At 65.3% G+C, this 14,391-nt stretch carries 9 protein-coding genes and 1 tRNA gene; 3 read left to right on the top strand and 7 right to left on the bottom strand.

All coding sequences use genetic code 11. From position 1 onward, the window contains the following. Nucleotides 1-34: 34 nt before the first annotated feature. The 3 genes from gltB to HF854_RS03290 are packed head-to-tail and all read left to right on the top strand — an operon-like array spanning nt 35 to nt 6,745. Nucleotides 35-4,615, top strand: coding sequence for a glutamate synthase large subunit (gene gltB / locus HF854_RS03280; RefSeq protein WP_168934990.1), 4,581 nt, complete (start codon nt 35-37; stop codon nt 4,613-4,615). Then, nucleotides 4,608-5,507 carry a diaminopimelate epimerase gene (dapF, locus tag HF854_RS03285; RefSeq protein WP_168934991.1) on the top strand — a complete coding sequence of 300 codons (900 nt, stop codon included), beginning with the start codon at nt 4,608-4,610 and terminating at the stop codon, nt 5,505-5,507. The genes gltB and dapF overlap by 8 nt, the downstream gene beginning before the upstream one ends. Nucleotides 5,508-5,509: 2 nt before the next feature. Next, nucleotides 5,510-6,745, top strand: a complete 1,236-nt coding sequence (locus HF854_RS03290; RefSeq protein WP_168934992.1) for an LL-diaminopimelate aminotransferase — start codon at nt 5,510-5,512, stop codon at nt 6,743-6,745. A gap of 262 nt (nt 6,746-7,007) precedes the next feature. Here the strand turns inward: HF854_RS03290 and HF854_RS03295 are convergent, their stop codons facing one another. The 7 genes from HF854_RS03295 to HF854_RS03325 all read right to left on the bottom strand — a co-directional run bounded on the left by HF854_RS03295 (nt 7,008) and on the right by HF854_RS03325 (nt 14,387). Beyond that, nucleotides 7,008-8,675, bottom strand: a complete 1,668-nt coding sequence (locus HF854_RS03295) for a sigma-54 interaction domain-containing protein (RefSeq protein ID WP_168934993.1) — start codon at nt 8,673-8,675, stop codon at nt 7,008-7,010. Nucleotides 8,676-8,991: 316 nt separating this feature from the next. Beyond that, a tRNA-Arg gene (locus HF854_RS03300) sits at nt 8,992-9,068 on the bottom strand. A 68-nt stretch (nt 9,069-9,136) separates the two neighbouring features. Beyond that, entirely contained in the window at nt 9,137-9,406 is a 270-nt protein-coding gene (gene rpsT / locus HF854_RS03305) for a 30S ribosomal protein S20 (protein WP_006004646.1), read from the bottom strand. Between the two features lie 144 nt (nt 9,407-9,550). Further along, nucleotides 9,551-11,641, bottom strand: coding sequence for a glycine--tRNA ligase subunit beta (glyS, locus tag HF854_RS03310; protein ID WP_168934994.1), 2,091 nt, complete (start codon nt 11,639-11,641; stop codon nt 9,551-9,553). A 3-nt stretch (nt 11,642-11,644) separates the two neighbouring features. Then, complete coding sequence (gene glyQ / locus HF854_RS03315) at nt 11,645-12,523, bottom strand: glycine--tRNA ligase subunit alpha (RefSeq protein WP_006004641.1); 879 nt, start codon at nt 12,521-12,523, stop codon at nt 11,645-11,647. A gap of 116 nt (nt 12,524-12,639) precedes the next feature. Continuing rightward, nucleotides 12,640-13,392 carry a DNA repair protein RecO gene (gene recO, locus HF854_RS03320; protein ID WP_168934995.1) on the bottom strand — a complete coding sequence of 251 codons (753 nt, stop codon included), beginning with the start codon at nt 13,390-13,392 and terminating at the stop codon, nt 12,640-12,642. Continuing rightward, nucleotides 13,392-14,387 (bottom strand): helix-turn-helix domain-containing protein, encoded by a 996-nt coding sequence (locus HF854_RS03325; protein WP_168934996.1) that lies wholly within the window; start codon nt 14,385-14,387, stop codon nt 13,392-13,394. Before HF854_RS03325 ends, recO begins: the two co-directional genes overlap by 1 nt. Nucleotides 14,388-14,391: the final 4 nt, after the last annotated feature.

Below are 14,391 nucleotides of genomic sequence, written 5' to 3' on the forward strand. Positions count from 1 at the left end.
CCCTCCACTCCCCCAGCCTTCCCAGGAGTGACATATGAACGGTCTTTTCGATCCCCGCCGGGAGCATGATGCCTGCGGTGTGGGTTTTGTTGCCTATCTGGACGGCCAGAGCCGTCATGACGTGATGCACATGGCCCTGGGTGCCATGACCCGCATGGCCCATCGTGGCGGCGGTGACGGCAGGAACGGTGACGGCGCCGGTATCCTCTTCCCTCTGCCGCGCGATTTCTTCCTGCGCCAGTGGCCCGCGTTGTCGGTCTGCGCCGCCCCCTGGGCCGTGGCCCAGCTTTTCCTGCCCCGGGATGCGGCGCTACGGGCACTGTGCCTGCAGCGCTTCCGCGAGATCTTCACGGCCTGCGGTCTGCGCGTGGAAGACGAGCGTGACGTCCCTGTGCGCGAAGACGTGCTGGCTCCCGCCGCCCGTCAGACCATGCCCGGCTTTTTGCAGCTGCTCGTCCTGCCGGATACCAGCTCCCCCGAAGCCGCCGAGCTCCATGATCCCGAAGCCCTTGAACGCCGCCTGTTCCTTGCCCGGCACATGGCCGAGAACCTGATCTGGAAGGAGCTGCGCCGGCAGGGACAGGACACCCGCCTGTTCTATGTGGCCAGCTGCTCCTGCCGGAGCATCGTCTACAAGGGCATGCTCCCCGGCTCCCGGCTGGGCGAATTCTATACCGATCTGACGGACGAGGACTGCGCCGCGCCTTTTGCCGTGTTCCACGAACGTTTTTCCACCAACACCCTGCCTTCGTGGCCCCTGGCCCAGCCCTTCCGCCTGGCCGCCCATAACGGCGAGATCAACACCCTGCGCGGCAACGCGGCCCACATGGGCGTGCGCGAGGCCGTGCTCGCCTCGCCCCTGCTGGGAGCACATCTGAAGGACGCCCTGCCGGTCATCAATCCCGATACCTCGGATTCCGGGACCCTGGACAACGTGCTGGAGCTGCTGGTCCGCGCAGGCTACACCCTGCCCCACGCCCTGATGATGATGGTCCCCGAACCCTTCGGGCCCACCTTCGTCATGGGCGACAACAAGCGAGCCTTCTACGAATATCACTCGTCCCTCATGGAACCTTGGGACGGCCCCACCTGCCTCGTCTTCACCGACGGCTGGCGGCGCGTGGGCGCCATGCTCGACCGCAACGGCCTGCGCCCCTGCCGCTGGAGCGTCTCCCGGGACGGCCTGATGGTGCTCGGCTCGGAAAGCGGCCTTGTGGACGTGCCTGAAGAGGACATCATCCAGCGCGGTCAGCTCCAGCCCCGGCGCATGATCCTGGCGGACGTGGAACACCACCGCATCGCGCCTGATGCGGAGATCAAGGGGCAGGTCATACGCTCCCAGCCCTGGCGCCGCTGGCTCCAGAAGCACGCCGTGCGCCTTGAGACCCTGAACGGCATGGGCGAAGAATGCGATGCCGCGCACGCCCTGCCGCCGCTGGACCGCCGTCTGCGTCAGGCCGGTTGCGACAGCACATGGCAGCGTCAGGTCCTCGTGCCCATGGCCGAGAACGCCCAGGAGCCCGTCTGCTCCATGGGGACGGACAAGCCCCTGCCCTGCCTCAGCGACGAGCCGCAATCCCTGTTCCGCTGGTTCAAGCAGCGTTTCGCCCAGGTGACCAACCCGCCCATCGACCCCTACCGGGAACAGTTGTCCATGTCGCTCATGGGCCATGCCGGACGTGCGGGCAACATCCTGGAACCGGGCCCCGAAAGCTGCGCTGTCCTGCGCCTGCCCCATCCTTTCCTCACCACGGACGACATGCGCCGGATCCGGGCCTCGCGGCGTCTCGCCGTCCGGGCCGCCACCCTTGACGCCACCTTCCCGGCCCACGGCGACGGAGAAGCTCTACGCGCGGCCCTCGATCGCCTGTTCGCTGACGCCGAGGCTGCCATCGCCCAAGGGGCCACCATCCTGGTGGTGAGCGATACGGCCATGACGGCGGACAAGGCGCCCATCCCCGCCCTGCTGGCCTGCGCGGGCCTGCACCATCATCTCATCCGTGCCGGGCTTCGCCATGCCTGCGGCATCATCGCGGAAAGCGGCGAAGCCTGCGAGGTCATCCACATGGCGCAGCTCATCGGCTACGGCGTCAATGCCGTCTGCCCGCACGCGGCCCTGGATGCCGTCCGCCGCATGGCCCGGGAAGGCCACCTGAGCACGGACGCCGGGCCTCTTGACGAAGAAGACGCGCAGGAACGCTATATCAACGCCCTGAAGAAGGGCCTGCTCAAGGCCTTTGCCCGTCTGGGCATCTCCACCCTGCGATCTTTCCGCGGCTCGCAGCCCTTTGAGGCCCTAGGACTGTCACAGGATGTCATCGACCGTTATTTCACGGGCACGCCCTGCTCCATCAGCGGCATCGGTCTGGAGACCCTGGCCCGCGATGCCGCCCTGCGTCACGCGCAGGCCTGGGACGATGCCGATACCACCGCTGCCGCCCCTGCGGCGCGTCTCTGGAGCCCCCGTACCGTGAGCGCCCTGCATACGGCCGTCAATGAAGACACGGACGGACAGGCTCCCTCCCCGGCCTGGCAGACCTTCTCCAGCCTTTGCAACGAACAGGAAGCCCAGGGCTTCACGCTGCGCTCCCTGCTGGAGATCGCGCCCGACCCGGCCCGCGCCCCCGTCCCTCTGGACGATGTTGAGCCGGAAGAGGCCATCCTGCGGCACTTCGTCGGTGCGGCCATCTCCTATGGCGCCATCAGTGACGAAGCCCACCGCACCCTGGCCGAAGGCTGCAATGCCTGCGGCGTGCCCTCCAACTGCGGTGAAGGCGGCGAGGATCCGGCCCGCAACACGCCCCGGACGGACGCGGACGGCCGTCGTCATGACGCGCGCTCCCGCATCCGCCAGATCGCTTCGGGCCGCTTTGGCGTCACGGCGGAATATCTTGCCCATGCGGAAGAGATCCAGATCAAGGCGGCCCAGGGTGCCAAGCCCGGTGAAGGCGGCCAGTTGCCCGCCTACAAGGTCACGGTGGACATCGCCCGTGTCCGTGCCACCATGCCCGGGGTCTCCCTGGTCTCCCCGCCGCCGCATCACGACATCTACTCCATCGAGGATCTGGCGCAGCTCATCTACGACCTCCGTCACCTCAATCCTTCGGCCCGCATCTCCGTCAAGCTGGTGGCCGAAAGCGGTGTCGGGACCATCGCGGTGGGTGTGGCCAAGGCCGGTGCGGACTGCGTGGTCATCTCCGGCCATGACGGCGGCACCGGTGCCAGCCCCCATTCCGCCATCCACTATGTGGGCCTGCCGTGGGAATCCGGTCTGGCCGAGGCGCATCAGGCGCTGGTGACCTGCGGCATGCGCCGGCGGGTGTCCCTCCAGACCGACGGTCTGCTGCGCACCGGGCGCGACGTGCTCGTGGCTGCCCTGCTGGGCGCCGAGGAATTCGCCTTCGGGACGGCGCTGATGGTCAGCATGGGCTGCGTCATGTGCCGCAACTGCATGAAGGGCCGCTGCCCGGCGGGCATCGCCACCCAGGACGAAAAGCTGCGTGCCCGCTTCAAGGGCCGCCCCGAACATGTGGAACGTTTCCTGCGCCTGCTGGCCGGGGACGTGCGCCGTGAACTGGCCGCCCTGGGCTTCCGCTCCCTGAACGAAGCCGTCGGCCATGCCGATCTGCTGGCACAGCGTACGGATATCACGGGCCGGGCGGCCTCCCTCGACCTCTCGCGCCTGCTCTGGACGCCTGACGCGGCCTGCGAACACCATGCCGGGGGCTTCCCCCGTGTCTGTGAACCCACGGCCCTGGAACAGGACCTCGATCAGGCCGCCGAACCCGTACTGGCGGGCCAGTGCGACCATCTGCGCATCGAGCGGACCATCCGCAATGTGGACCGTGCCGTGGGCGCGCGCCTTTCCGGCAGCATCGTCCTGCGTCAAGGGGCCGCCGGTCTGCCCCAGGACAGCCTGCACCTCCACTTCCACGGTCAGGCCGGGCAAAGCCTCGGGGCCTTCCTGGCCCCCGGCGTGACCCTTGAGGTGGAAGGCAGCGTCAATGACTACGCGGGCAAGGGCCTTGCCGGCGGCACCATCGTGGTCCACCCCGATACCGGGGCCCGCTTCGTGGCGGCGGAACAGGCCGTGGCCGGCAACGTGGCCCTGTACGGCGCCACCGCCGGGGAGGCCTACTTCTGCGGCCAGGCCGGGGAACGTTTTGCCGTGCGCAACTCCGGTGCCTGCGCCGTGGTGGAAGGTGTGGGCGACCACGGCTGCGAATACATGACCGGCGGTACCGTCGTCGTCCTGGGACGCACCGGCTACAACTTCGCCGCAGGCATGAGCGGCGGCACGGCCTTCGTCTACGATCTGGACGAGCATTTCCAGAACCGCTGCAACATCGAAAGCGTGGATCTGGAATCCGTCTGGCAGGAAGAGGATCAGGACCTGCTGCGCCGCCTGGTGGAACGGCACGTGGCCTGCACCGGCAGCGCCAAGGCAGCGTCCCTGCTGGCCAACTGGGATGCCGCCCTGCCGCTCTTCGTCAAGGTCATGCCGCTGGATTACAAGAACGTGCTCCGCCGTCAGGCGGAAGCCGCCCACGACGCGGAGACCGCCTCCGCCACCGAAGAAGTGTTCCATGCACGAGGAGAGAACGACCATGCGTAAGATCGCCTTCACCAAGATGGAAGGCTGCGGCAACGATTACGTCTATCTTGACGGATTTTCGGAAGATCTGCGGCTCGCGGAAGGGGACATCCCCTCGCTGGCCCGTGCCGTCAGCGACAGGCATTACGGTGTGGGCTCCGACGGGCTGGTGCTCATCCTGCCGCCCACCTCACCGGACAGTGCCGACCTGCGCATGCGCATGTTCAATGCCGACGGCAGTGAAGCCGAGATGTGCGGCAACGCTTCCCGCTGCGTGGGACGCTTTGCCTGGGAGCATGCCCTGACCGACAGGCCCGTCATCCGCCTGGAGACCCTGGCCGGGGTCAAGCTCCTGCAGCGGGTGGACGATGCCGGGGGCTGCCCCTCCCGTGTCTGTGTGGACATGGGCACGCCGGAACTGGCCCGGCAGCGCATCCCCGTCCGCCCCGACACGACATCGGATCCCGAAAGCCCGTGCATCGGCCAGCCCATCCGGGTGCTGGATCGAGAATGGGCCGTGACCTGCGTGTCCATGGGCAATCCTCATGCCGTGGTCTTCGTGGACGATGTGGACAGTCTGGATCTGCCTGTGGTGGGCCCGGCCTTCGAACACCACCCCTGGTTCCCCAGCCGCACCAATACCGAATTCGTGCAGCTTATGGACGCGGGACATGTACGCATGCGCGTCTGGGAACGGGGTGCCGGAGAGACCCTGGCCTGCGGTACCGGCGCCTGTGCCGTGGCCGTGGCCTGCCATCTGACCGGAAGTACGGGAAGGGACGTGGCGGTGCAGTTGCGCGGCGGCACGCTGGACATCCGCTGGGATGAACGGACGGGGCACGTCCTGATGACCGGCCCGGCCCGCACCGTTTTTTCTGGAGAATACAGCCCTGCCCAGGGACAGGAGGACTAGCCATGATCCGCAGCAACGAACATTACGCCGGACTGCCCGGCGCCTATCTTTTCGCCACGGTGGCCGCCAAGGTCCGCGCGCACCGGGAACAGCATCCCGCCCTGCCCGTCATCAGCCTGGGTATCGGCGACGTGACCCGCCCCCTGCCGCCCGCCGTCATCACGGCCCTGCATTCGGCAGTGGACGAGATGGCCTCGTCCGCCTCCTTCAAGGGGTACGGCCCGGAACAGGGCTATGATTTCCTGCGCGAGGCCATCGCCGCGCATGACTACCGGGCCCACGGTGTGCAGATGGACGCCGCGGACATCTTCATCAGCGACGGTTCCAAGTGCGACGTGGCCAACATCCAGGAACTGTTCTCCCTGTCCTGCCGCGTAGCGGTCACCGACCCCGTCTATCCCGTCTATGTGGATTCCAATGCCATGGCAGGCCGCGCGGGCCGGTGGACGGGCGAGCGCTGGAGCGACCTCATCTACCTGCCCTGCACGGAAGCCAACGACTTCGTGCCGGACTTTCCCGACGCGGTGCCCGACATCATCTATCTTTGCTATCCCAACAATCCCACGGGCACGGTGCTGCACAGGGATGCTCTGGCTGCCTGGGTGGACTATGCCCGCCGCCATGGGGCCCTCATCATCTATGATGCGGCCTACGAAGCCTTCATCAAGGATACGGACAGCGAGGTGCCGCACAGCATCTTCGAGATCCCCGGCGCCGAAGAAGTGGCCGTGGAGTGCCGCTCCTTCTCCAAGACGGCGGGATTCACGGGCCTGCGCTGCGCCTTCACCACCATCCCGGCCGCGGTGACCATCCCCGGCCCGGACGGTTCCCGCGTCCGCCTGCAGGACATGTGGAAGCGCCGCCAGAGCACCAAGTACAACGGCTGTCCCTACATCGTGCAGCGTGCCGCCGAGGCCGTCTACAGCCCAGAGGGGCAGGAACAGGTACGCGCCACCATCGCGGCCTACATGGCCAATGCGGCCCGTATCCGTTCCGGCATCGAGGGCATGGGCCTTTCCTGCTACGGCGGCATCCATGCCCCCTATATCTGGGTGAAGACGCCTGACGGCATGGGTTCCTGGGAGTTCTTCGACCTTCTGCTCTCCCGCACTTTCCTGGTCTGCACCCCCGGTGCGGGCTTTGGGCCCAGCGGCGAAGGCTATGTACGCTTCACCGCTTTCGGCAGTGAGGAGGATACCACCGAGGCCCTGGAACGTTTGCAGGGACTGAGCTTGTAAATCTCATTCGGGGGAGGGGCCCTTGCCAACAAAGCGGCAGGGCCCCTCCGCCACACTTTTGTCTTCTTTTGGAAGGACAGACACTCTTTTCCCCAAGGGCATACCGGAGCGCGGGGAAGGCACGAAGCGCTCCCTTATGCAAAGGCCCGCCAGAGCATGACTCCGGCGGGCCTTTTTCGTGCTGTAACAGACAAAGAGCGGATGCTGCGGCCATCAAACATGGATGGGAACAGCCTCCGCCCTTCCCAAGCAAATCCTTGCATCAGTGCTGGCGGAAATCCTTGTAGCTGATGCCATGTTTCTTCATACGCAGGGCCATGACGCGCTCCGTGAGCCCCAGGGCCTGGGCCGCATGCCCCATGTGCCCCTTGTGCCGGGCAAGGGCATCGGTGATGCAGGCGCGCTCCAGCTCGTCGAGACGATCCTGCAAGGTGCCGGAAGCCGTATACGGCTCCACAGATCCCTTGTGCGCCTCCGGGCCGAACGGGCAATGCGTACTGTGCAGTTCACGCGGCAGATGCTGGGGCAGGATCAGACCATCCTGACCGACTAGGAGCACGGCCCGCTCCATGACGTTCTCCAGCTCACGGATATTGCCGGGCCAGGAATAACGTTGCAGCATGTCCATGACGGCCAGCGAGATGCGGATGCCTGAACGTCCGTTGGCCGCAGCGTACTTGTCTACAAAATAGGCCGCCAGCGGCTGGATGTCGTTCTGCCGTTCGCGCAGGGGCGGCATGTGGATGGGGAACACATTCAGACGGTAATAGAGGTCGCGGCGGAACGTGCCCTCCTCCACCATGCGGGCCAGGTCCCTGTTGGTGGCCGTGATGATGCGCACGTCCACGGACAGGCTCTCCGTACCGCCCAGACGCTCGAAACAACGCTCCTGCAGGACACGCAGCAGCTTGGCCTGCGTCAGCAGGGAAAGTTCCCCCACTTCATCAAGAAAGAGCGTCCCGCCATCCGCCAGCTCGAAGCGTCCCTTGCGTATGCCCGAAGCACCGGTAAAAGCTCCCTTCTCATGGCCGAACAGTTCGCTTTCGATGAGGTTTTCCGGCAAGGCCGCACAGTTCAGCGAGATGAACGGCCCCTTGCTCCGCTTGCCGGCGGAATGGATGGCATGGGCGGCCAGCTCCTTGCCTGTGCCGCTCTCGCCGTACAGCAGCACCGTCGTCGTGGAAGGCGCCACCTGCGAGATCTGCTCATAGACAAGGCGCATGGCATCGGAATTGCCGACAAAACCGTGCGGGCGCAGCGGCGCGGACAGAGCGTTGCGCAGGCGCATGTTCTCTTCGATGGCCGCGACGCGCTCGTCCATAACGTTCTGACGCGCCCTGGCCGCATGGGCGATCATGGACGCGATGATGGTCAGGATGCGCTCGTCTTCTTCCAGCGTCACGGCATCCGCAAAGACACGGTCCACGGAAAGGGCGCCCAGAACCTCGTCCTCGAATTTGATGGGCACACAGATGAAGGCGATGGTATCCTTTTGCAGGTCACGGGAACGGGTACGGTTCAAAAAGATGGGGCTGGCCGAAACATTGGAAACGACCATGGGCTGGCCGCTCTGGATGACGCGCCCCGTGACGCCCTCACCCAGCGCATAATGGCCCCGCCGCTGCTCGGCGGGATTCAGACCGTGGGCCACCTCGATGCGGATCTCGCCGGTATGGGGAGACACGAGGGTGATCATGCCCCGCATCATGTGCAGGTGCTGCGCCATCAGAGAGAGCGTCGCCTCCAGGCTGTGGCTGATGTCGCGGGAATGGTCGATGACCTGGGAAAGGTCGAACAGCAGTCGCAGCTCGCTGCCCGTTTCACGTACGCGCTGCCGATGCGACGGCAGCACAGGAGATGTGGAGGGAGCCGCCCCTTTCTGATCAGGGGCGGAAGGATCCGTCGATGGCGTCTCTTGGTGTCGTTTCATGCGCAGGGCTCCCCTTTCCGGCTGCCTGCGGACATCCCGGCACGCCTCCAGCTTTTGGAGATCGGCCATCTCTCCTTTCCCGGCATCCGGCACCGGAAGCGGCACGCAAAACAGGATACCCAAGGGGCCTGCGCTCCATGTCATGGAAGAGGACACACCGGAGCCATGCGGGAAAGATGTCCGTACCGGGAATGATGCGGCAGTACGGGCAGAACCCCGAAAGATACCGGCCCGTGGCATCCCGGGGCCCTGAAACAAGGCATTGAAAATACAAAAAAAGCGGCCGGCCATAACAGCCAACCGCTTATTTTTGTGATGGTGCGCCCGAAGAGATTCGAACTCCTGGCCTACAGGTTCGTAGCCTGTTGCTCTATCCAGCTGAGCTACGAGCGCATGTTTGAAATATTACGTTACCCGGCTGTGTCCGTCAAGCAAAAATGACGGTGACCGGTGCAGCCGCACTACTGAGCGTCGATAGCGTTGACGGCGCGAGACAGGCGGGACAGCTTGCGGGCAGCCTTCTTCCAGTGCATGGCGCCCTTGCCGGCGGCCTTGGCCAGCACGGAAGCGGCAACAGTCAGAGCGCTGCTGGCCTGTTCCTTATCGTTGCCGGTGATGGCGGCGCGCACAGCCTTGACGGCGTTCTTCACGCGGGTACGGGCAGCGCGGTTGCGGGCGGCGTGTTTCAGGCTCTGCTTATGACGCTTGATGGCAGACTTATGGTTAGCCACGGTATTCCTCCGATATTTTGGCCTGCAATGCAGGTATAGTGCCTTCGTGTGAAGACGGATTTTTAGCAGAGCATGGCATATCTGTCAAGCTCTGCGGCCATATTGGCGCATTTTCATGCAAGGGGCAGCGCCCCTTGCCACATTTTAGATCTGCAGGGCGGCAAAATCCGCCAGCCGAGCAAACCGGGTGCCCAGGGCATTGAGCATGGCCAGGCGGTTGGCGCGCAGCGCCGCATCATCGCACATGACCATGACGCCGTCGAAGAAGGCATCCACCACAGGACGGACTTCCAGCAGCGTTTTGAGGGCGGCGGTATGGTCACCGGCCTCCCACAGGCTGTCCAGACGCGGCAGCAGATCGTCCAGCGTGGCGGCCAGGGCCTTTTCGGCATCTTCCTGCAGCAGGTTAGCCTGCCAGGCAGCGGCAAGCTGTTCAGCCGCGCCCTGCTTGCGGACGATGTTGGCCACACGCTTGAAGGTCTGCACGGCCTCGGCATAACCGGCTTCCTTGCTGAACTGGGCAAGGGCGGCCAGGCGGGCCCCGCACTGGCAGACATCAGCCACACCGGCGCCCAGAGCGGCATCCACCAGCAGGCTGTCTTCGCCACGGTTCTGCCAGTAATTGCGCACACGGCCCGCAAAGAAGTCCAGCAGCTTGTCCAGGGCTTCCTGCGGAGCCAGCTTCCACTGGCGGTCACCATAGAGTTCGTGAGCACGGGCGAACAGCTGACGGATGTCGAAGTGCAGGTCGAACTCCAGAGCGATACGGATGATGCCCAGAGCGCAACGGCGCAGGGCATTGGGGTCGGCGGCACCGGTGGGGATCATGCCCAGGCCGAAGCAGCCCACCAAGGTATCGGCCTTGTCGGCCATGGACAGCAGCGCGCCGCACAGGCTGGCAGGCACGGGGCTGTCGGGGCCGGCGGGCAGATACTGTTCGCGCAGGGCCTGGGCCACCACCGGGGTCTCGCCCTTGCGCTCGGCGTAGATGCCGCCCATGATGCCCTGCAGGGTATCGAACTCGCCCACCATGCCGGTCACCAGGTCGGCCTTGGACAGGCGGCCGGCACGGGCGGCGTCCTCGGCGCTGACCTTGCCCTGGGCCACGTTCTCGGCCAGCCAGCGGCACAGGGCTTCCAGACGACGGGTCTTTTCGCCCATGGTGCCCAGACGGCCGATGAAGATGACGTGATCCAGCTTTTCCAGCCAATAGTCGAAATTATCGCGCAGGTCGGCATGCCAGAAGAAACGGGCATCCTCCAGGCGGGCACGCAGCACGCGTTCCCAGCCGTGCTTGACCAAGCTCATGTCCTCGGGGGAGATGTTGAGCACGGTCAGGAAGTGCGGCATCAGGGTACCGTCGGCAGCCTCGATACCAAAGCTCTTCTGATGGCTTTCCATGCTGGTGAGCAGCACTTCGCGGGGCACTTCCAGATAGGAAGGATCGAAGTCGGCCAGCAGGGGCACGGGATGTTCGGTCAGGCCCTGCACTTCGTCCAGCAGGCCGTCACGCCACAGCACCTTGCCGCCGATGGCGGCAGCCTGGGCGTCACCGCCTTCCATGATGACCTTGCGGCGGTCGGCGGCGTCGGGCGTCAGGCCGCCCTTGTCCGCCAGCACGGCCAGAAGTTCATTGGCATGGGCCACGCTGAAGGGGCCATGACCGTGGATGCGGTGCCCCATGGTCTCGCGACCGGAAGCCACAGGGCCCACGGTGAAGGGCACCACGGCGTCATCCAGCAGGGCCACGATCCAGCGCAGCGGGCGGGCATAGGCCAGGGTGTTGCTGCCCCAGCGCATGCGCTTGCCGAACGGCAGGGAGGTGATGACGGCGGGGCAGATCTCGGCCAGCAGATCGGCAACGGCAGCGCCGCCGATGCGTTTGCGCACGGCCACGTATTCGCCCTTTTCGGTGGTGATGCGGTACACATCGTCCACGCTCACGCCGTTGGTGCGGGCAAAGCCTTCCAGGGCCTTGGTGGGCTTGCCGTCAGCGGCAAAGGCCACACGCACCGGCGGGCCGGCCACTTCTTCCTCGCGCTCCTGCTGCACGGGGTTCACGTCCTCGATGATGACGATGGCACGACGCGGCGTGCTCATGGTACGCAGGGCGCCGTGTTCCACACTGGCTTCCTGCAGGGCCGCCGTAAAACGGGCGGCCAGTTCGGCTTCTTCGCCGGCCAAAAAACGGGCAGGCAGTTCTTCGCTGCCAATTTCAAGCACAAAGGTCGCCATGCCTTACCTCGCCTCGGTGTTGAGCATCGGATACCCCAGCTCTTCACGCTGGGCCACATACAGTTTGGCCACGCCTGCAGCCAGAGCGCGCACACGGCCGATATAGCCGGCGCGTTCCGTGATGGAGATGGCGCCGCGCGCATCCAGCAGGTTGAAGGTGTGGGAACATTTGAGGCAGTAGTCATAGGCGGGCCAGGGCAGGTTCTGCTCCAGCATGGCCTTGCACTGGCCTTCAAAATCATTGAAATGACGCAGCAGCATCTCGGGGTTGCTGGCCTCGAAATTGTGCTTGGACTGCTCCACTTCGTTCTGGTGGTAGATGTGGCCGTAGGTCACGTTCTTGTTCCACTTCAGGTCGTAGACGGATTCCACGCCCTGCAGATACATGGTCAGACGTTCCAGACCATAGGTCAGTTCCACGCTGATGGGATGCAGGTCGATGCCGCCCACCTGTTGGAAGTAGGTGAACTGGCTCACTTCCATGCCGTTGAGCCACACTTCCCAGCCCAGGCCCCAGGCACCCAGGGTGGGCGATTCCCAGTCGTCTTCCACAAAGCGGATATCGTGCTGGGCAGGATTGATGCCCAGGGCGTTCAGGCTTTCCAGGTACAGTTCCTGCACATTGGCAGGAGAAGGCTTCATGATGACCTGGAACTGGAAGTAGCGCTGCAGGCGGTTGGGGTTTTCCCCGTAGCGGCCGTCAGTGGGACGACGGCTGGGTTCCACATAGGCCACGCTCCAGGGTTCGGGGCCCAGCACGCGCAGGAAGGTGTTGGGGTTGAACGTCCCCGCCCCGCATTCCACGCCTGAAGGCTGTTCCACGACACAGCCCTGCTCCGCCCAGTAGCGTTGCAGGGTAAGGATGACATCCTGAAAATACATGTGCAGTCCTTTTTTAACACATTTCGGCACGACGCGACGCTCGCGTCAGCTACGGCGCCGCCAGTCCGACGCGTCCCCTTCGTTCGTCTTTTGTCCCGCAGACGGGACGGGCAGACTCAAACCCGACGAAAATAGTTCCCTTCCCAGGCCAGCCCCAAATGGTACTGGACAAAACCATCGATAGCCCGGGCACAGGCCCGCCGCACCGGGGGCGGCAGCTCGCCGTCCGGCCACCCGGACGGGAAACTTTGCTGTACATGGCGCAGAAGGTCAAGCCCCTGTGCGGGGATCTCCACGCCATAACGCTCCAGTTCGAAGCGGCTGCTGCGACAGGAGGAACAGCGCAGTTGGCCTTCATCGACCACGAAGAGCGCGTCCTCGCTGATGGTCCGGCCGCACCGGCCGCACTGCCCCAGGTTGGGGGCAAAGCCCAGGGCCCCGGCCAGACGCAGGCGGAAATACAGGGGCAGGAGCACTGGCGGGGCCTTTTCCGCCTCCAGTACCGCGCGCAGATCCTCCACCAGCAGGAAGGCTTCCGTCGCGGCGTCCTCCCCTACGCCCATGGCTTCCACAAAGCGCAGGCAGTTGGCCGCCAGCCCCATGCGCTGCCAGTTGCGTCGCAGCAGCCGCGGCCCCTGCAGCAAGGCCGCCTCCTCAAGATTGAGGAAACGCCCGTCCTTTGAGGAACGGACACGGCACTGCAGGCTGTTCAGCACATCCAGACAGCCGCAAAAGCGTCGCCTGCTGCGGCTGCCGCCAAAGGCGAACAGCGTCAGCAGGCCATGTTCACGGCACAACAGCTTGAGCCAGAGATCCGACTCACGAAAGGCCCCCATGCGCAGCACGAGGGCCTGGTCGGTCCATTCCATCAGTTGGCGGCAGGCGGGAAGACCAGGGTCTTCACCTGACCGGCCTGACCGGGAGCCGGCAGTTCCGTCCCGTCATACGAGACCTGGACCCCACCGGCGTTGCCCAGCTTTACCTCCAGGGCCTTGGCAAATTCCAGAGTGATGATGTCGCCCTTGCGCACCGAGAACTGGCGCACTTCCCCGTCCACGGTGGCCCGCATCCAGCATTCGCCGATACCGGTCACCACCACACGGTGCATGCCAGCAGGCAGGGACGGATCCTGGGCGGCCGTATCCTGGACCGTGGCGGCATTGGCCGTCTGGCCCCAGGTCAGCTCCGCAGGACGGGTATCCATCATGCCCGTGTACGCGGGCGCGGCACTGCGTTCAGGCTGTGCGGTACCGGGCACAGGCGCCACACCACCGGCAGGAGCGGCCGCACCGCCATTGCCCTGGGGAGCCGGGGCAGTCTGGCCACCGGTAGGAGCAGGTACCGCAGGCGTCGTGGCAGACGGTGCCGGAGCCACCGGCTCAGGGGCAGGAGCCACGGCTGCAGGCTCTGCAGTCGGCAGGCCCTGTTCCTTGCTGCCGGTCAGATCCTTGAATACGCCCCGCTGCCACAGCATCCAGCCGCCACCGGCCAGCGCCACCACCAGGATGAGCAGGATGAAGACACGCAGCCAGCCCGCGAGGCCCTGACGGGCGCCGTGACGCAAGATGGCGGGATTGCTGCGCAGGTCCTCGTCGCCCCCCATGACGGTGCATTCCGTGGCCGCCGCGGGCTGCAGGGCGTGCGCCACTTCCGCTACGGCTTCGGGATCCAGGGCCATGTACGAGGCATAGGCCCGCAAAAAGCCCTTGGTATAGGCAGGATGGGGCAAGGCGGAAAGATCCCCGCTCTCCAGGGCCTGGATGAGCCGCGTGCTGATCTTCAGGTGGGCGGCCACATCATCAAGGCTCAGGCCACGGCGTTCGCGCTCCGCGCACAGCGCCGCACCCAGTTCTTCAAAAGTCATGCAA

The organism is Desulfovibrio piger (genome assembly GCF_012843875.1).
GTDB lineage: Bacteria > Desulfobacterota > Desulfovibrionia > Desulfovibrionales > Desulfovibrionaceae > Desulfovibrio.